15 protein-coding genes are annotated in these 17,192 nt (G+C 74.0%); 7 read left to right on the plus strand and 8 right to left on the minus strand.

Annotated elements, in window-relative coordinates:
• Positions 1–16 precede the first annotated feature (16 nt).
• The 3 genes from ABD352_RS32145 to ABD352_RS32155 form a co-directional block, all read right to left on the minus strand.
• Positions 17–1,135 (minus strand): glycoside hydrolase family 26 protein, encoded by a 1,119-nt coding sequence (locus tag ABD352_RS32145; RefSeq protein WP_344616273.1) that lies wholly within the window; start codon positions 1,133–1,135, stop codon positions 17–19.
• Entirely contained in the window at positions 1,132–3,078 is a 1,947-nt protein-coding gene (locus ABD352_RS32150; protein ID WP_344616274.1) for a glycosyltransferase family 2 protein, read from the minus strand. The genes ABD352_RS32145 and ABD352_RS32150 overlap by 4 nt, the downstream gene beginning before the upstream one ends.
• 159 nt (positions 3,079–3,237) lie before the next feature.
• Complete coding sequence (locus tag ABD352_RS32155) at positions 3,238–4,557, minus strand: MFS transporter (protein WP_344616275.1); 1,320 nt, start codon at positions 4,555–4,557, stop codon at positions 3,238–3,240.
• 17 nt (positions 4,558–4,574) lie between these two features.
• On the opposite strand from ABD352_RS32155, the gene ABD352_RS32160 reads away from it, so the two are divergent.
• Together ABD352_RS32160 and ABD352_RS32165 are read left to right on the plus strand one after the other, a co-directional pair.
• Positions 4,575–5,342, plus strand: a complete 768-nt coding sequence (locus ABD352_RS32160; RefSeq protein WP_344616276.1) for an alpha/beta hydrolase — start codon at positions 4,575–4,577, stop codon at positions 5,340–5,342.
• The gene (locus tag ABD352_RS32165; protein ID WP_344616277.1) at positions 5,339–6,220 is read left to right on the plus strand and encodes a phosphotransferase; all 882 of its coding nucleotides are present in this window, start codon (positions 5,339–5,341) and stop codon (positions 6,218–6,220) included. Before ABD352_RS32160 ends, ABD352_RS32165 begins: the two co-directional genes overlap by 4 nt.
• On the opposite strand, the gene ABD352_RS32170 is transcribed toward ABD352_RS32165, so the two are convergent.
• The gene (locus ABD352_RS32170; RefSeq protein WP_344616278.1) at positions 6,152–7,597 is read right to left on the minus strand and encodes an MFS transporter; all 1,446 of its coding nucleotides are present in this window, start codon (positions 7,595–7,597) and stop codon (positions 6,152–6,154) included. The genes ABD352_RS32165 and ABD352_RS32170 overlap by 69 nt on opposite strands.
• Positions 7,598–7,682: 85 nt before the next feature.
• Between ABD352_RS32170 and ABD352_RS32175 the strand changes: the two genes are divergently transcribed.
• Positions 7,683–8,639 (plus strand): Lrp/AsnC family transcriptional regulator, encoded by a 957-nt coding sequence (locus ABD352_RS32175; RefSeq protein ID WP_344616279.1) that lies wholly within the window; start codon positions 7,683–7,685, stop codon positions 8,637–8,639.
• Here ABD352_RS32175 and ABD352_RS32180 read toward each other — a convergent pair.
• The 3 genes from ABD352_RS32180 to ABD352_RS32190 all read right to left on the minus strand — a co-directional run bounded on the left by ABD352_RS32180 (position 8,611) and on the right by ABD352_RS32190 (position 10,760).
• Positions 8,611–9,006 carry a hypothetical protein gene (locus ABD352_RS32180; RefSeq protein ID WP_344616280.1) on the minus strand — a complete coding sequence of 132 codons (396 nt, stop codon included), beginning with the start codon at positions 9,004–9,006 and terminating at the stop codon, positions 8,611–8,613. The genes ABD352_RS32175 and ABD352_RS32180 overlap by 29 nt on opposite strands.
• A complete protein-coding gene (locus tag ABD352_RS32185; RefSeq protein ID WP_344616281.1) occupies positions 9,003–9,407 on the minus strand; it encodes a MarR family winged helix-turn-helix transcriptional regulator in 405 nt (134 codons plus the stop codon). Before ABD352_RS32185 ends, ABD352_RS32180 begins: the two co-directional genes overlap by 4 nt.
• A gap of 126 nt (positions 9,408–9,533) precedes the next feature.
• Positions 9,534–10,760 (minus strand): diguanylate cyclase domain-containing protein, encoded by a 1,227-nt coding sequence (locus tag ABD352_RS32190; protein WP_344616282.1) that lies wholly within the window; start codon positions 10,758–10,760, stop codon positions 9,534–9,536.
• Positions 10,761–11,196: 436 nt separating this feature from the next.
• On the opposite strand from ABD352_RS32190, the gene ABD352_RS32195 reads away from it, so the two are divergent.
• The 4 genes from ABD352_RS32195 (at position 11,197) to ABD352_RS32210 (ending at position 16,297) form a co-directional block, all read left to right on the plus strand.
• Complete coding sequence (locus tag ABD352_RS32195) at positions 11,197–13,521, plus strand: putative bifunctional diguanylate cyclase/phosphodiesterase (protein ID WP_344616361.1); 2,325 nt, start codon at positions 11,197–11,199, stop codon at positions 13,519–13,521.
• A 66-nt stretch (positions 13,522–13,587) separates the two neighbouring features.
• Positions 13,588–14,913 (plus strand): condensation domain-containing protein, encoded by a 1,326-nt coding sequence (locus ABD352_RS32200; RefSeq protein ID WP_344616283.1) that lies wholly within the window; start codon positions 13,588–13,590, stop codon positions 14,911–14,913.
• A 35-nt stretch (positions 14,914–14,948) separates the two neighbouring features.
• Complete coding sequence (locus ABD352_RS32205) at positions 14,949–15,692, plus strand: MBL fold metallo-hydrolase (protein WP_344616284.1); 744 nt, start codon at positions 14,949–14,951, stop codon at positions 15,690–15,692.
• The gene (locus ABD352_RS32210; RefSeq protein ID WP_344616285.1) at positions 15,692–16,297 is read left to right on the plus strand and encodes a DedA family protein; all 606 of its coding nucleotides are present in this window, start codon (positions 15,692–15,694) and stop codon (positions 16,295–16,297) included. The genes ABD352_RS32205 and ABD352_RS32210 overlap by 1 nt, the downstream gene beginning before the upstream one ends.
• 87 nt (positions 16,298–16,384) lie before the next feature.
• On the opposite strand, the gene ABD352_RS32215 is transcribed toward ABD352_RS32210, so the two are convergent.
• Entirely contained in the window at positions 16,385–17,164 is a 780-nt protein-coding gene (locus ABD352_RS32215; protein ID WP_344616286.1) for a class I SAM-dependent methyltransferase, read from the minus strand.
• Positions 17,165–17,192 lie beyond the last annotated feature (28 nt).

The raw sequence follows: 17,192 nt of genomic DNA on the forward strand, positions 1-17,192 counted from the left end.
CTGTGCTCCTAGCGGTCTAGTTCGAGGTCGGCAGCGTCCGGCGCGGCACCGAGTCCGGGGACCAGGTGGCGCCGTAGTACGACTGGGCGATGCCCTGGGCGAAGGCGGCCGAGGCGGCCGGCGTGGCGCTGATGCGCCAGTCGGTCTCCTTGACGGACTCGTACCACAGGAAGCCGATGATCTCCGGGTGCTTCGGCAGCGTGCGCAGCAGGTCGGTGATCCACTCCGCCTTGCGGCCCTGCGCGTCGGTCGCCGCCGTCTCGGTGACCACGATCGGGCGCTTGCTGAGCGTCTTGAGCTGGGCGAGGGTCTGCCGGTAGATCTGGTCGAAGGTCTGGTACGTCTCCATGCCCGCCGTGCCGTAGTAGCCCGACAGCCCGACCCAGTCGACGTAGTTGTCGCCGGGGTACAGCTGGGACAGCGGCGTGGAGTTGTCGTAGACGACGTTCGGGCTCCAGACCCAGATGACGTTGTCCGCGCGGAGGGAGTCGAAGATGTCGTGCACGTGCCGCCAGGCCGCGACGTAGTCGCCTTTGTGGTTGCCGTTGGCGGACTCGCCCCACGGGTACCAGTAACCGTTCATCTCGTGGGCGAAGCGGATCGCCACCGGGTAGCCCAGCGCCTTGATGCCCTTGGCCCACTCGGTGATGTAGGCGTCGTAGGTCCCGCCGCTGATCTTCGACAGCCGGAAGGCGGGCTGCGTGCCGCGGTCCTTGTCCTGTTTGGACACGGCGCGGTAGTCCCACGGCTCCCAGCCCAGCACCGGCAGCATGCCGCGGTTGACGATGCGGTCGAAGGGCTGGCGGTCGAAGTGCGGCTGCGCGGCCCAGCCGGAGGAGAACATCATGACCTGCGGCTGCTTGCCGGCGGCCTGGACGAAGCCGTTGTAGTCGGTGAGGTCGCCGGGGCCCTTGTCGGTGAAGATGCCGAAGAACGCCTTCCCGGCCGCCGGGAACACCTCGGGCCGCCGGGCCTGGGTGCTGGGGGCGGGCGAGAAGGTGGGGATCGGCTCCGCCACCTCCTTCTGCCAGCGCACGGCCGGGGTGGTGCGCGCCTCGACCTGCGGGGCGACCACGAAGACGTACCCGCCGATGAGCAACAGCGCGGCGAGCATGAGCCGGGGCAGGGTGATCACGCGCGGCTCCCCCGGACCGGGGCGGGCAGCGGGAAGCCGGCGTGCGGCACGGCCGGGAACCCGCGCACGGTCGGCAGGTCGTCGATCGCGTTGGCGGTGCTCGCCGTGGCCCGGATGGTGATGACGAGCCCGGAGGTGACCGGGTCCTCCTCGGGCACCACGTCGCCGCGCGAGCGCAGCCAGGAGGCGTAGGCGATCAGGGGCGGGACGACGCCGACGACGATGCTCAGGGAGGCCCAGAAGCGAAGGGCGATGGAGTCGTACCCCGCGATGAGACTCGTCCCGATCAGCGCGGCGCCGACGCAGGCCCAGATGAAGTGGGTCCGGAAGGTCTTGGCCCCGTCGGCGCTGCGCAGCCGCCCCTTCGCGGTCACCGCATAGGCCAGCGGCCGGCGGGCCAGCGCGGCCAGCCCGGCGGCGGTGTAGACCGGCACGGCGAAGAGCGCCAGCGCCATGCCGTGCAGCCCGATCTCCTTGCGCTCGTGCCGGGCCAGGTTGAAGCGGCGCAGCCAGAGCCACAGCACGGCCCAGGTGCCCATGCTGGCGGCCCACAGGGCGAGCCAGAGCTGCCACTGGATGTCCGCGGCGTTGATGCCGAGGCTGAGGTACGTCCCGGTGGCGATGACCCCGGAGACCGCCGACAGCGCCACGCTCGGGTAGTAGGACTGCACGAGGCCGTAGCACAGCCGCTGGCCGGCCCGTAGGTTGCGCAGGTGCGGGCGGGAGCGGCGCAGCAGGATCTCCCAGACGCCGTACGCCCACCGCTTCTGCTGGTTGAAATAGTCCGTCCAGCTGGTCGGGCCCTCCCCGACCGCGATGACGTCGGGGGTGTAGATGCCCTTCCACCGGCCGCCGGTGGCCGCGTTCCCGGCGCCCATAACGACCATGCTCGTGAGGTGGTCCTCGATGATCGAGTCCTGGTAGCCGTCGATCTGGCCCCAGGCGGACGGGCGGTACAGGTGGTTGGTGCCGATGAGCAGTGGCGCGTCGAGCCCGTTGCCGCCGCGCTCGATCAGGCCGGAGAAGAGGTACTGCTGCACCGAGGCGCCGTGCACGACCCAGTTGTCGTACATGTTGCCGTACACCTGCGGCGCCACGACGAACGCGACGTCGGGGTCGCGGAAATAGCCGAGCGTGCGCTCCAGGAAGCTGGGCAGCGGCACGTGGTCGGGGTCCATCTGGGCCACGACGTCGTAGGCGTGCTCGTGGGTGGCCCGCCAGGCGTTGTGGTTGCCGGACTTGGTCTTGGCCCGGAAGGCGCCGTGCTCCTGGTTGAACTCGGGCCTGCCCTTGCGGCTGAAGTGGTGCACGCCGAGGCGCCGGCACATGGCCTTGACCCGGGGGTCGTCACCCTCGTCGAGGATCCAGATGTCGACCCGGCCGTCGTAGCGGACCTTCTGCATGGCCCGCAGCGAGCGCTCCACGACGTCGATCGGCTCCTTGGCCGGCACGATGGTGGTGAGCATGGCGATGCGCAGCCCCGGCTCCGGCAGCATCGGCACGGGGTCGCGGGCCTGCCAGGCGAAGACCCAGACGGCGAAGTTCTGCAGCATCCGGACCGCCTCGACGAGCACGACGAAGCAGAACGCGACGCGGGCCACGATGACGTGCCAGTCGCCCGGATCGGCCGACAGCGCCCGGGCGCCGGGAATGTGCTCGGGCAGCAGCAGCCAGCCCACGAACACCAGCCCGGTGAGGAAGTTGGCCGCGATGAGCAGCGACAGCATCACCCGCCGCCACGCTCCGCCGACCTTGCGGAAGGCGACCGGCCGGTGGGCGAGCGCCGGGCGGGTCAGCGGGCCGGTGATCTCGTTACACGCCTCGTAGGCGCGGACGGTGGCGTCCTTCTGCTCCAGCAGCCGGCGCTGCCGCCGCTCGGCGCGGGTGAGCTTCGCCGCGACGGGCTCGGCGGCGGCCGATCGGGGCACGGCGGTGTCCAGCACGACCTGGGCCTCCGATCCTCAGCCTTCCCGCGTGTTTCCGGCTGGCCTGATCGTAGGCACAGATGGCGATGCTCCGGATGGCCCCAACGGGCGATCCGCGACGCACCGACGGTGATCGTCTCGGCAGGTCAGCGCCGCTTTGACAGGCATTGGCGGGCCTTATGGAGGGGGTTGCCTGACATGCAATGTAGAAGATCCGACAGCCTCTTCCGCATCACGAATTTGAATCGCTCCAGAGGGCGAAGCGGCCCGAGGTGTGTCTGGCCGCGGAAATACGTCGGCGGGTGTCGGTTTTGCGACGCCCGCCGAGTGCTCCACAGTGGACGGACCGCGGCGGGCCAGCCACGGCTCGGCGAGCAGCAGGGCGGCGGCCGCCGCGGTGAGCCCGGCGCCGGCCAGGGCGACGGCGCGCACCCCGGGCCCGTCGATGATCTCGCCGCCGAGGAACGAGCCGGCCGCGATGCCCACGTTGAAGGCCGATCCGATGGCGGCGGCCCCGATGTCGGTGCTGCCCGGCGCGATCAGCAGCGTCCGGTTCTGCACCGCCACCGCCATCGCGCTGTACGCGGCCCCGTTGAGCGCCAGGGCGGCGACCGTCACCGGGCGCACCGGCCCGAGCGCGAAGAGCACCAGCAGGGTCGCGCACAGCAGCGCCATCGGCACGAGCAGCGCGCCCCACGGGTGCCGGTCCAGGAACCGCCCGGTCACGAGCGTGCCGGCGAACCCCGCCGAGCCGGCCACGGCCAGGATCGGCCCGAGCGTGGCGGGCGCGAACCCGGCCACGTCCAGCAGGAACGGCGTCACGTACGTCTGCGCCGTCATCGCCCCCGTGACGCCGAGCGTGACGGACAGCGCCAGCACGGCGAACCGGCGGGCGTCCGGGGCCTGGCCGCGCGAGGACGGGGAGGACCCCGGCGGGGCCGAGGGCAGCAGCGCGACGATCGCCGCGCCGGTGGCGACCCCGATCCCGGCCATGACCAGGAACGCGACCCGCCAGCCGGCCTGCTGCCCGAGCCAGGTGCCGGCCGGCACGCCGAGCACCGGGGCGAGGGCGGCGCCCAGCGACAGGCGGGCCACCGTGCGCCCGCGCCGCTCGGGCGGGAAGAGCCCGACGGCGGTCGAGCCGACCACCGACCAGAACAGCGCCTGGCTGAGCCCGACGACGAGCCGGGCGCCGAGCAGCACCGCGTAGCCGGGCGCGAGCGCGGAGACCAGCGTGCCGGCGGAGAACACCGCGAGCGTGACGCCGAGCAGCGGCCGGCGGGGGACGCGCTGGGTGAGCCGGGCCAGCGGCAGCGAGGCGAGCACCACCACGGCCGCGTAGCCGGTCATGAGCAGCCCGATCCGCGACGGCGAGCGGTGCAGGTCGTCGGCGATCAGGGTGAGCAGCCCGACCGGCAGGATCTCGGTGGCCACGAACGTGAACGTGGAGACGGACAGGGCCGCGAGGGCAAGGGTGGCGCGACGGTGCCCGGTCACTGGCCTACGGTAGCCGCATGGCGCTGATCCGTTGCGACTATTATTCCGACGTCCTGGGCTTCGGCACGACGATGAGCGTGCTGCTGCCCGAGCCGCCGTCCGGGCAGATCGGCCTGGGCGGCAGCTCCCGCACCGGGGACTTTCCCACCCTCTACCTGCTGCACGGGCTCAGCGACGACCATGGGGCCTGGACGCGGTACACCTCGATCGAGCGGTACGTCGCCGAGCTCGGCCTGGCCGTCGTGATGCCCCAGGTGCACCGCAGCTTCTACACCGACGAGGCGTGGGGGCGGCCGTACTGGCAGTTCGTCGCCGAGGAGCTGCCGCGCAAGGCCCGGGCGTTCTTCCGCCTCTCCGCCGACCCGGCCCAGACCTTCGTGGCCGGGCTGTCGATGGGCGGCTACGGGGCGTTCAAGCTGGCCCTGCGCCACCCCGACCGCTTCGGCGCCGCGGCCAGCCTCTCCGGGGTCCTCGACCTCGCCGACCGGGCCCGCGACCTGCACCGGCCCGAGGACCCGCGGATGTGGGAGCGCATCTTCGGCACCCCGCCGGCGATCGAGGGCACCGACGAGGACCTGCTCCACCTGCTCGACCGGCCCGGCTCGCTTCCGCCGTTGTACCTGACCTGCGGGACTGAGGACCCGCTGTACCAGGGCAACCTGCGCTTCCGGGACGCGTGCGCCGAACGCGGCATCCCGCTGACGGCGGACTTCTCGCCGGGCGGCCACGAGTGGTCGTACTGGGACGCCAAGATCCGCGACGTGCTGGCCTGGCTGCCGCTGTGATCGGCCCCGACGACCTCGGCGCCTGGCTCGGCGCCGAGGTCGCCGGGACGGTCCTGGTCACCGGCAACCTGTCCGAGGTGCACGTGCTGCGCCTGGCCGACGGCCGCGAGGTCGTGGTGAAGGCCCGCCCGGCCGAGGAGCGGCTGGCCGGCTGCGCGCACGTGCAGCGGCACCTGTGGCTCGCCGGCTTCCCCTGCCCGGAGCCGGTCGCCGGCCCGACCCGGTTCGGCGGGCAGGCCCTGAGCGCCGAGCTGGCGGTCCCCGGCGGCCCGGACCCGGCGCCGCCCGCGGCCGGCCCGACGGCGGCGCTGCTGGCCCGGCTGATCGCGGCCGCGCCGGACGCCCGCACGACGCCGACGCTGCGCCCTTCGCCGCCCTGGATCCGGTGGTACCACGACGAAGGCCCGCTCTGGCCCCGTCCCGACGACCGCGACGCCGACCTGAACGCGGAGCCCAGCTGGCACGACGCCGGCGCCGCGGCGGTCCGGGCCGGGCTCGCCCGGTTCGACGCCCCGCCGGTCGTCGGGCACTGCGACTTCGAGGCCCACAACGTGTGGTGGCGCGGCGGCGAGCCCCTCGCGGTGCACGACTGGGACAGCGCGGTGGCCGAGCCCGAGGCGGTGATCGTCGGCGTGGCCGCCGCGATGTGGCCGGCGGGTCACGGCGGCCGGTCCGGCGCGACGGTTCCGGAGAGCGCGGACTTCCTGGACGGATACCAGCGGTCGACCGGCCGCCCGTGGACCGCGGCGGAGGTCCGCGCGGCGTGGGCGGCCGGCCTGTGGATCCGGCTGTTCAACGACAAGAAGTGGTCACGCGATGGCCTCGTCACGCTGAGCACCGTCGAGGCCGGCGAGCGCGCCGCTCTGGCCGGCCTCTGAAGGCTTCGCCGGGGCCTCCCAGGCGGGGCGGCCGGTGCGGACCAGAAGCAGCACGAGGACGCCGCCGGCGAGCGCGACCCAGCCGGCCACGGTGGTGACGTGGTTGATGGCGTCGGTCGGCGGGTGGTGCGCCGCGAGGCGGTCGGTGAACAGGGCGCCGAAGACGGCCACGCCCAGGGCGAAGCCGAGCTGGCGGAAGGTGTTCACCGCGCCGCCGGCCATGCCGCTGCGCTCGTGCGGGACCGCGGCCAGGGCGGCCGAGGCCATCGTCGGCAGCACCGCGGCCACGCCCAGGCCGGCCACGATCAGGCCGGGGATGAGCGCCTTGCCGCTGCTCGCCGGGGTGAGCCGGGCCTGCAGGAACGCCCCCGCGGCGAGGAGCAGCATGCCGATGCCGATGGTCCAGCGCGGCGCGATGCGCTGCAGCAGGCGGCCGCCGAACGCTCCCCCGATGAACGAGGCGGCCGACATCGGCAGGGCGCCGAGCAGGCCGGCGTCGACCGGGCCCTTGCCCAGGAACTGCTGCAGCCAGACCGTGGTGAACGGCAGGTACGCGAAGGCGGAGGCCTGTGCCAGTACCGCCGCGGCCATGAGGACGGAGAAGGACGGCTTGGCGAACAGGCGCAGGTCCAGCATCGGGTGGTCGGTGCTCCGCTCGATGGCGAGGAACCCGGCCAGGGCCACGGCGGCCAGCGCGAAGGCGCCCAGGGTGGACGGGGCGGTCCAGCCGGCGTCGCCGCCGCGGATGAGGGCGAACGTCACGGCGGCCGCGCTGATCGTGAACGCGACGGTGCCGGGCAGGTCGAGGCGGGCGCCGGCCTTGCCGCGGGACTCGGTGACGCCACGGACGGTGAACCACAGCGCGAGCAGGCTCACCGGGAGGTTGACCAGGAAGATCCAGCGCCAGCCGAGGTGCTCGGTGAGCAGCCCGCCGGCGATCGGGCCGGCGGCCGCCGCGGCGCCGTTGACCGCGCCCCAGACGCCGAACGCCACGCCGCGGTCGCGGCCGGTGTAGGCGACGCTGAGGATGGCGACGGTGGTGGCGAGCATCCCGGCGCCGCCGAGGCCCTGCAGGAACCGGGCGGCGACGAGCAGGCCGGCGTTCGGGGCCACCGCGCACAGCAGCGAGGCGAGGGCGAAGACGACGGTGCCGCCGAGGTACACCCGGCGCCGGCCGTGCCGGTCGGCCAGGGCCCCGGAGGCCAGCAGCACGGCGGCCAGGGCGAGGGCGTAGCCGTCGAGGACCCACTGCAGGCCGCCCAAGGTGGCGTCCAGGTCGCGGGCGACGGCGGGCAGGGCGACGACCACGATGGTGACGTCGACCAGCAGCATGAAAGTGCCGATCGAGACGGCGATGAGGGCGGACCATTTGCGCATGCCGTCGAATGTGGGGTCGCCGCCCGCTTCTCGGTACTCAGAGCCGGCCTGGGCGACGGATCTCGACATTCGTTAGCGTTGGCTGGTGGAACTCGACACGCTGGACCTCACCATCACGGACGCGCTGCGGCTGGACGGGCGGGTGCCGTTCAGCACCCTCGCCGAGGTGCTCGGGGTGTCCGACCAGACGGTGGCCCGCCGCTACCGGCGGATGCGGGCCGGCGCCGGCCTGCGGGTGGTCGGCCTGCCCGACGGGGCCCGGCTCGGGTACGACATGTGGCTGATCCGCCTGCAGACCACCCCGGACGCGGCCGCCTCGATCGCCGACGCGCTGGCCCGCCGGGCCGACACGACGTGGGTCACCCTCACCTCCGGCGGGACGGAGGTGACCTGCGTGGTACAGAACCCGGGCACCGCCGACCGGGAGGCGCTGCTGCTGCAGAAGCTGCCGCGCACCCCGCGGGTGGTGTCGGTGCGGGCGCACTGCCTCATGCACCACTTCGCCGGCGGCGCCGAGGGCGACACCAGGCAGACCCGGCTCACCCCGGAGCAGGTCGCCCGGCTGCGCCCCGCCCCGCCGTCGCCGGGCACGGTGGCCACGCTCGGCGACGACGACCGGCCGCTGCTGGCCGCGCTCAACCGCGACGGCCGGCTCGGCTACCCGCAGCTGGCCGCCGCGACCGGCTGGTCGGAGTCGACGGTGCGGCGGCGGCTGGAGCACCTGCGCGACACGGGGGCGATCTTCTTCGACGTGGAGGTGGAGCCGTCGCTGTACGGGTACCACGCGCGGTTCCTGCTGTGGCTCAGCGTGGCGCCGGCCCATCTGGCCGCGGTGGGGCAGGCGATGGCCGGGCACCCGGAGGTCGTGTTCGCCGCCGCCACCACCGGGGAGACGAACCTCGTGGCCACCGTGATCTGCCATGACATGGCGGGGCTGTACGAGTACGTGACGCGCCGGGTGGGGCCGCTGCCCGGGGTGGACCGGCTGGAGTCGGCGCCCTCCCTGCGCCACGTCAAGCAGGCGGGTGCGCTGCTGACCTGAACGGCCGGAGGTCCGGCTCGACCCACCCCGTCCGGGCCGCGTCCGAGGCGAGCGTCGAGGAGCGGTAGAAGCGCAGGAGGAGCCGCTTGTCCAGCAGGTCCGGGTTCCGGGCGAGGAACACGTCGATGTCCGGCTCGCTCGGGTGCGCCGCGATGAGCTCCACCCAGGCGCGGCTCATCGTCACGTGGTACTTCTGGGGTACCCCGGCGTAGCGGGCGGTGCGCTGGATGCCCTCGCTGACCAGCGGGATCGCCGCCTCGAGGCCGACCCGGCCGATGGCCAGCCAGGTGAGGTGCACGTGCTCGCGGTGCCCGAAGCGCGGCGCGCCCCGCATGACCTCGGCGAAGAGGCCCTCGAACGTGATCATTGGGACAGCGCCCGCAGTACCGCGGCGGCCGAATCGGCGGCGTCTGGCGGCAGGTCGGCCAGCGCCCGGCGCTCCAGCTCCCGCATCGCGGCGAGCACCCGCTCGGCGGCGTCCACGCCGTCCGGGGTGAGGCGCACGATCACCGTGCGACGGTCGCGGGGGTGGGGCTCGCGGGCCAGCAGGCCGCGCTGCTGCAGGCGGTCGAGGATGCCGGTGAGGGTGGTGGGCCGGCCGCCGATCGCGGTGGCGAGCTCGGAGACCGTGCTCGCGCCGCCGGGGCGCTCCCCCAGGTTGGCGAGGGCGTTGAGCTCGGAGGGCGGCAGCCCGAGGTCGCCGAGGTGAGCGGCGAGCCGATGCAGCGTGGCGTGCGTGGCCCGCTGGAGGTCGAGGATAAGTACCACGGATTCGTATCATCCGAAACCGTAGTAACGCGAGCAAGCCCGCGGGCGCCTTGCCCGATAAGTCGGCTTCTGTCTCGATGGACCTCTTCGGCGGAAATATCCCGTTAGTCGCGGCACGGTGTGAAATTACGCCGCGGTGGGCGTGGTGTAGACGTGGTAGGCGCCCGATTTGCGGCGCTTGGCGGTGTACATGGCGGCGTCGGCGTGGCGCAGCAGTGCGTCCGCGGTCGAGGCCTCGTTGCCCAGGGCCAGCCCCACGCTCGCGGTCACCGGCAGCCGGCGGCCCTCGACCATGATCGGCGCGTCGACCGCGGCGACCACCCGTTCCGCGATGCGCACCGCCGCCGAGAGGTCCGGCAGGTCCTCCGCGACGATCACGAACTCGTCGCCGCCCAGGCGGCCCACGGTGTCCTCCAGGCGCAGGCAGTGGGTGAGCCGGGCGGCGACCGCGCGCAGCAGCTCGTCGCCGGCCTCGTGGCCCAGGGTGTCGTTGACCAGTTTGAAGCCGTTGAGGTCGAGCAGCAGCACGCCGACGCGGCGGCCGGTGCGCCGGGCGCGGGCGAGCGCCTGGGCCAAGCGGTCGCCGATCAGTGCCCGGTTGCCGAGGCCGGTCAGCGGGTCGTGCAGGGCGCGGACTCTCAGCTCGGCGGTCAGCGCGACGGCGTCGAGCGCGAGGGCGACCTGGGTGCGCAGCGTCTCCAGCGCACGGCGCACCTCCGCCGGCAGCGTCCGGTCGGCGGTGGCCACCAGCACGCCGAAGAACCGGCCGTTGACGGCGAGGGGCATGACGAGCGCGCTGCGGCCGGCCGACACCCCGGGCACGCCCAGCTCGCCGACCGAGGCGATGCCGATCACCTCGCCGTCCACCAGCCGGGCCCGCAGGTCGGCGGGTGGCTCGACCCGCCGGCCGGCCAGGCCGACGTCGGCGCCGTCCAGGTCGGTGCGGGCCGTGGCCATCACCACGAGCTCGTCGCCGTCCGGGGCCAGCAGCACGGCGAGGGCGTCGGGGGCCTCGGCGCACAGGGCCGCGGTGCCGTCCACCGCCAGGTGGTGCACGGCGGTGGGGTCGGCCGCGGTGAGCAGGCCGGTGCCGATGTCGGCCAGGATCTGGTCGCGGACCATCGCCTTGCGCACCGCGGCCAGGCTGCCGTCGTGGCGGCGCAGCAGGGCCCGGTGCCGCCGCAGGACCACCGCCTGACCCACCAGCACCGCGCCGCTCACCAGCAGCGCCGCCGCGAGGGCGAGCCAGCCCGGCGGGCCGGGCCGGCGGTCCCAGGCGGCCAGCAGCAGCGCGTCGGCCCCGCCGACGGCCACGAAGGCCGCCACGGTCGCCGCCCGGCCGCTCGTGGTCACGACTGGCTATCGACCCGGCGACGCCCGCGTTGAGGACCCCGGGTGTCCGCATTGAGGACGCGGCGCGGACCCGCTGAGGACGCGGCGCGGACGCGGGCGAGGACCCGCTGAGGACGCGGCGCCGACACGGGCCAGGACCCGCTGAGGACGCGGCGCCGACACGGGCCAGGACCCGCTGAGGACGCGGCGCCGACACGGGCCAGGACCCGCTGAGGACGCGGCGCCGACACGGGCCAGAACCCGCTGAGGACGCGGCGCCGACACGGGCCAGAACCCGCTGAGGACGCGGCGCCGACACGGGCCAGAACCCGCTGAGGACGCGGCGCCGACACGGGCCAGGACCCGCTGAGGACGCGGCGCGGACGCGCCAGGGACGCGTTGCGGACCCCGGGCCGCTCATGTCGGCACGACGCCTGCCGATAGAGGACCCGTGACCATGGCCGCCCAGCGGGATACCGCGCTCGGGACATTGTCGCGGCGAGCCGTCGTGGCGATCGTCGGCTGCATGCTGGCCGGCGCCACCTGGACGGTGCTGTACGCCGCCGGCGTGCCGGTGCCCATGGCCATCCCCTACACGCTGGTCCCCACCGGCCTCGTCCTGAGCGCGACGGCCACCTGGCTGGCCGGCGAGGTGCCGGGCCTGGGGCGGGGCGGACGGCAGTTCTGGCGGCGGATCACGGTCTCCACGCTCCTCGTCGGGGTCGGCGCGGCGGTCATGACCCCGGCCCGGCTCAACCCCGACGCCTCGTACGCGCTGACACTGATCCAGCTGTCCGCGCCGGTGCTCGCGATCGGCATCGTCTGCGTGCTGTACGCCCTGTTGCGCCTGCCGGTGCGGGCGCTGTCGCGCGGCGAGTGGGCCCGGCTCGGCCTCGACGGCCTCACCGTGCTCATCACGACCGGCCTGTTCCTGTGGCACCTCGCGTTGCGCCCGATGGTCGAGCACAACAGCGACCTGGGCGTGGTGCTGGGCCTGTCGGTTGTCGGCACCGCCTGCCTGGTGACGCTGGTGGCGGTGCTCAAGGTGGTACTGCTGGGCAGCGGCCCGGTCGGCCGCCGCTCGATGGCCATCCTCGCCTCCACGCTGCTCGCCGGCGGGTTCAGCTCGGCCGTGTCGCCGCTCATCGCCGCCCACCCGCGCTTCACCGGCCTGCAGACCATGCTCACGCTGACCGAATGGCTGCTCGTCGGGTGCGCGGCCTGGGCCCAGTGGCGATCCGCCGGGGCGCAGCAGTCGCAGCGGGCCGCCCGGCCGTACAGCAAGCTGCCGTACTACGCCGGCGGCGCCACGCTCGTGCTGCTCGCCGCCGTCGCCTACACCGACCACCGCGACATCGCCGCCGTGGCCAGCGGCGCGATCGCGGTCAGCGCCGTGGTCGGCGCCCGCCAGCTCGTCGCGCTGCACGACAACGCCCGGCTGCTCGCCTCGGTCTCCGCGCACGAGCAGCGGCTGCGCCACCAGGCCACCCACGACCCGCTCACCGACCTGGTCAACCGGGCGCACTTCACCGACCTGCTGGGCGAGGCCCTGCAGCGCCCGCAACCGGCCGCGGTGCTGCTCATCGACCTCGACGACTTCAAGCTCATCAACGACACCCTCGGCCACGCCGTCGGCGACGAGGTGCTCACCACCGTCGCGAACCGGCTGCGCAGCGCGGTCCGCCACGACGACATGGTGGCCCGGCTCGGCGGCGACGAGTTCGCCGCCCTGCTCTACGACGTGGGCGGCGAGCACGCCATCAGGGTCGCCGAGCGGATCCGCGACGTGCTCACCACGTCGGTCGCCGCCGGCGGGCACGAGCTGCTGGTGCGGGCGAGCGTCGGGGTGGCCACGTCCGCGCCCGGCGACGAGGTCGACACCCTGCTGCGCAACGCGGACCTGGCCATGTACGCCGCCAAGGAGCGCGGCAAGGGCGGCCACTTCGTCTACGTGCCGGGCATGACCACCCGGATCGTCGCGCACGCCGAGCTCGGGGCGCGGCTGCGCGACGCCATCGACGCCGGTCAGCTCTTCCTGGAGTACCAGCCGATCGTGCGTCTCGACGACGGACACACCGTCGGCACCGAGGCGCTGGTCCGCTGGCGCCACCCGGAGCTGGGCATCGTGCCGCCCGGCGAGTTCATCCCGGCCGCCGAGCAGACCGGCCTGGTGGTGCCGCTGGGCCGCTGGGTGCTGCGCGAGGCCTGCGCGCAGCAGGCCCGCTGGCTCGCCGGGCTCGGGCCGGCCGCGCCGTCCTACGTGAGCGTCAACGTGGCCGGCCGGCAGCTCACCGAGGCCGACTTCAGCGCCGACGTGCTCGGCGCGCTCGCGGACGTCGGGCTGCCCGCGCGGCACCTCATGATCGAGGTGACCGAGACCGCCGTGGTCGACGCGGCCGCGATCGCGGTGCTCGAGGCGCTGCGCGACGCCGACGTGCGCATCGCGCTGGACGACTTCGGCACCGCCGCGTCCTCGCTCGGCCTGCTGCTCACCTGCCCGGTGGCCACGCTGAAGCTGGACCGCTCGTTCGTCGACGAGATCACCACGGTGGCCCGGCAGGAGGCGGTGGCCACGGCGGTCATCCGGATGGCCCAGGCGCTCGTCCTGAGCACGGTCGCCGAGGGGATCGAGACCGAGGCCCAGGCCCGGATGCTGCGCCACCTCGGCTACACGTACGGGCAGGGGTACCTCTACTCGCGCCCGCTGCCGCCGGAAGCGCTCGCCGCCCGGTCCCTCGCCGCGCCCGCCCTCGCGGGGCTGGCGGTGCAGCACACGAGCTGAACGCCCGTTCGCTCATCCATTCGTCTCCTTGCCTTCATCGATACCATGCGGGCACGATCAAGAGCCATGGAACGCATTCGGGTGGCGTTTGCGGCGGACGGCGCCGGGGCCGGCGATCTGACGTGGGGCCAGCGGCAGGTGTGGACGGCCATGTGCGAGGTCGGCACCTCGATGAGCATGGGCGGCGTGGTGCCGGTCGGCGACGGGCGCGACGTCGACGACTTCGCGCAGGAGCTGCGGTTCTTCCTGACGCGGTACCCCGCGATGCGCACCCTGCTGCGCATCGCCCCCGACGGCACCACCACCCAGGAGGTGTACGGCACGGGTGAGGCCGACCTGGAGGTGCACACGGCCGAGCCGGCCGAGGGCGCCCAGGCCCTCGCCGACGAGATCTTCGCCGGCTGGAAGGCGCGCAACTTCGACTACACCCGCGAGTGGCCCATCCGGATGGCGGCCGTGCGGGCCGGCGACGGCGGGCCGGTCAGCCACGTCGTCGTCATGGTCTGCCACATCGCCGCCGACGCCGGCGGGCTCGGCGTCATGATCCGCGAGCTGGGCGAGCGCGCCACGATCGGCGAGCGGGCCGCGACCGGGCACCTCGAGCTGGTCGCCAGGCAGCGGGCGGCCGGCCGGCAGAGCGACAACGCGATGCGGTTCTGGGAGACCCAGCTGCGCGCCATCGAGCCGCAGCGCTTCACGCGCTTCGCCGAGCCCGACGGCGACCGGTTCCGGCAGCTGGTCTGGCGCTCCCCCGCCCTGCACCTCGCGGCCGAGCGGCTGGCGGCACTGCTGGGCGTGGACGCCGCCCCGGTGATACTGGCCGCCTACGGCGTCGCGTTCGGGCGGGTGGCCGGCGGCGACGGGCCCTTCGCCGCGCAGGTGATCATCTCCAACCGGTTCCGCCCGGGCCTTGCCGACCTCGTCACCCCACTCGCGCAGAACGGGCTCGTGGTCTTCGACGCCAAGGGAGTCAGCGCGGCCGAGGCGGTGGCGAGGGCCCGGCAGGCGTCGATGAGCGCCTCGAAGTACGCCTACTACGACCCCGACGCCCGACTGGCCCTCATCGACCGGGTGGCCAAGGAGCGCGGCGAGCCGGTCGACCTGGCCGTGTTCCACAACGAGCGGCGGCTGGGGCTGCGCGCGCCGGCCGCGCCGCCCGCCGAGGACGCGATCCGGGCCGCCCTGCCGCGCACCGAGTTCGTGCGGGAGACGGTGATGCCGTACTTCAACGAGAAGCTCATGATCAATATCGACGACCTGCCGGAAACGGTGCAGATCACCACCGAGGCGGACACCGCGTACCTGCCGCTCCCGGACGTCCGGCGGTTCCTGTCGGAGATCGAGAACTTCGTCGTCGCGGCCGCCCTGGACCCCTCCACGCGCACCTTCTGAGGCGTGATCCGCCCGCGGGGGTGGATGATGTCTGCATGGAAGTCACCTGGTGGGGCCATGCGACCGTGGCGCTGCGCGACCGCGGGGTCACGATCCTGACCGACCCCGTGCTGCGCAACCGCCTCGCGCACCTGCACCGGCGGCGCGGCCCCCGGCCGGCGCTGGCCCACCAGCCGGACGCGGTCGTCGTGTCGCACCTGCACTCCGACCACTGCGACCTGCCCTCGCTGCGGGCGCTGCCGGCCGCCACCCGGCTGATCGTCCCGCGCGGGGCGGCCGCCTTCCTGCGCGGCCGCCTCGGCGAGCGCGACTTCACCGAGCTGCGGGCCGGCGAGGAGACCACCGTGGGCGAGGTCACCGTCCGGGCGGTCCCGGCCGCCCACGACGGCGGCCGGACCCCGAAGTCGCGGATCCGCGCGGTGGCTCTCGGCTATGTGATCACCGGCGACCGGTCGGCCTGGTTCGGCGGCGACACCGGGCTCTTCGACGAGATGAAGGAGCTCGGCCCGCTCGACCTCGCCCTCGTGCCCGTGTGGGGCTGGGGCTGGACGCTCGGCCCCGGCCACCTCGACCCGGCCGGCGCGGCCGAGGCGATGCGCCTGACCGAGCCGGCCCGGGCGGTGCCGATCCACTGGGGCACCCTGTGGCCGGTCGGCTGCGGGCGGGTCCGCCCGGACCGCTTCCACCGCCCGGGCGAGGAGTTCGCGGCACACACCCGCACCGCCGCCCCGGGCACCGACGTGCGGGTGCTGGCCCCCGGCGAGAGCATGACCGTTTGATGGTCGTCACACTCGGGGGGCTGGTCACCGCGCTAGCGGTGACCTTCGCGGTAGTGGCGGTCGGCTCGACCGTGCCGATCCTGCCGACGGGGGCGGCGGTGAGCGCGACCGCGGTGCTGGCCGCGCACTACAGCCCGCTCGCCGTGCCGATGGTGGTGGCGGCGGGCGGCCTGGGCGCCTACATCGGCGACGCGGTCACCTTCGCCATCTGCCGGGCCGGCGGCGAGGCGCTGACCCGGCGGCTGCGGCTGCTGCGCCAGCCGTGGCGGATCGCCGAGACCGTGCGGGACCGGCTGCAGCGGCGCCCGGTGTCGGCGCTGCTCGTGTCCCGGCTCGTGCCCGGCGGCCGCATCCCGGTGCTGCTCACGGCCGCCATCGTCGGGCTGTCGTGGCGCACGTTCATCGTGTCGAACGTGGCCGCCTGCGCGCTGTGGGCCGCCACGTACTCGGCCATCGGCCTGCTCAGCCGCAACGTCTTCCCGCAGCCGTGGCAGGGCGTGGTCGCCGCGATCATCATCGTGCTGGCCGCGGGCCAGGTGGCCGGCTGGGTGGAGCGGCGCCGCCAGGCCCGCCAGGACCGCATCTCGGCCGGCGCCAAGTCCTGAAGGGGCGCCAAGTCCAAGAGGTCAGGGCGCCAAGTCCTGAGGGTCAGGGCGCCAAGTCCAAAAGGCCAGGGCGCCAAGTCCTGAGGGTCAGGCGGTGGCCTCGACGTAGATGGTCTCGTCGTTGCGCAGCACCTGGTCGAGGTCGGCCACGTCCGGGATGACGCCCTCGCGGAACGCGCGCACCGCGATCCCGTCCTCCGCGAAGCCGGCGCTGGTCAGCGCGTGCCGCAGCTCCGCCTCGTCGTAGAGCCAGCGGTGGCCGTACACGTAGAAGAGCTGGTTGAACATGAACGCGCCGCGGGCCGGCATCGCCGGGGCGACGCCCGTCAGGGCCCGGTTCATGCGCCGGCGGTGCTTGCCGAAGAAGCCGTCGGCGTTGACGTAGCTCTCGGCGTACACGCGCAGGTCGGGCGTGGTGATCCGCAGCACGCCGCCGGGGCGCAGGATGCGGCGCACCTCGGTCAGCCAGGCGATGCCGGCCCGCAGCGTCACGTGCTCGATGAGGTGCTCGGCGTAGACCCAGTCGACGGTGTCGTCGGCGACCGGGAGCGGGCCGGTGATGTCCATCTCGGTGAAGTACGCGGCGTCGTCGACCCGGTAGACGCGCCCGGCCTCGGTGCGCTGGCCGTCGGCGGCGGTGAGCGAGACCAGGTCGGTGCCGAGCGCCTTCGGGTGGGCGGTCTTGAAGGCGGCGAACTCGACGCCGGTCAGGCCGAGCCGGTCGAAGTGCGAGCGGTCCAGCACCTGGGCGGTGAGCTCCAGCGAGAGCTTCTCGACGCGGGCGAGATCCTCGGTGAAGGAGTCCACCGTGGTCGCGAGCTCCTGGGGGTCCTCCCAGTTCCAGGGCCGTAACGCGTCGTCAGCCATCTCGGTGGCTCCCAATCCGGAGGAAATT

The organism is Dactylosporangium salmoneum, from assembly GCF_039532525.1.
Classification (GTDB): domain Bacteria; phylum Actinomycetota; class Actinomycetes; order Mycobacteriales; family Micromonosporaceae; genus Dactylosporangium; species Dactylosporangium salmoneum.

Bases quoted from the DNA above. Each gene is read 5' to 3' on its own strand.
- ABD352_RS32170 (WP_344616278.1), bottom strand. From the start codon at position 7,597: ATGCGCAAATGGTCCGCCCTCATCGCCGTCTCGATCGGCACTTTCATG.
- ABD352_RS32210 (WP_344616285.1), top strand. From the start codon at position 15,692: ATGGTCGTCACACTCGGGGGGCTGGTCACCGCGCTAGCGGTGACCTTC.
- ABD352_RS32180 (WP_344616280.1), bottom strand. From the start codon at position 9,006: ATGATCACGTTCGAGGGCCTCTTCGCCGAGGTCATGCGGGGCGCGCCG.
- ABD352_RS32215 (WP_344616286.1), bottom strand. From the start codon at position 17,164: ATGGCTGACGACGCGTTACGGCCCTGGAACTGGGAGGACCCCCAGGAG.
- ABD352_RS32160 (WP_344616276.1), top strand. From the start codon at position 4,575: ATGGCGCTGATCCGTTGCGACTATTATTCCGACGTCCTGGGCTTCGGC.
- ABD352_RS32205 (WP_344616284.1), top strand. From the start codon at position 14,949: ATGGAAGTCACCTGGTGGGGCCATGCGACCGTGGCGCTGCGCGACCGC.
- ABD352_RS32200 (WP_344616283.1), top strand. From the start codon at position 13,588: ATGGAACGCATTCGGGTGGCGTTTGCGGCGGACGGCGCCGGGGCCGGC.
- ABD352_RS32195 (WP_344616361.1), top strand. From the start codon at position 11,197: ATGGCCGCCCAGCGGGATACCGCGCTCGGGACATTGTCGCGGCGAGCC.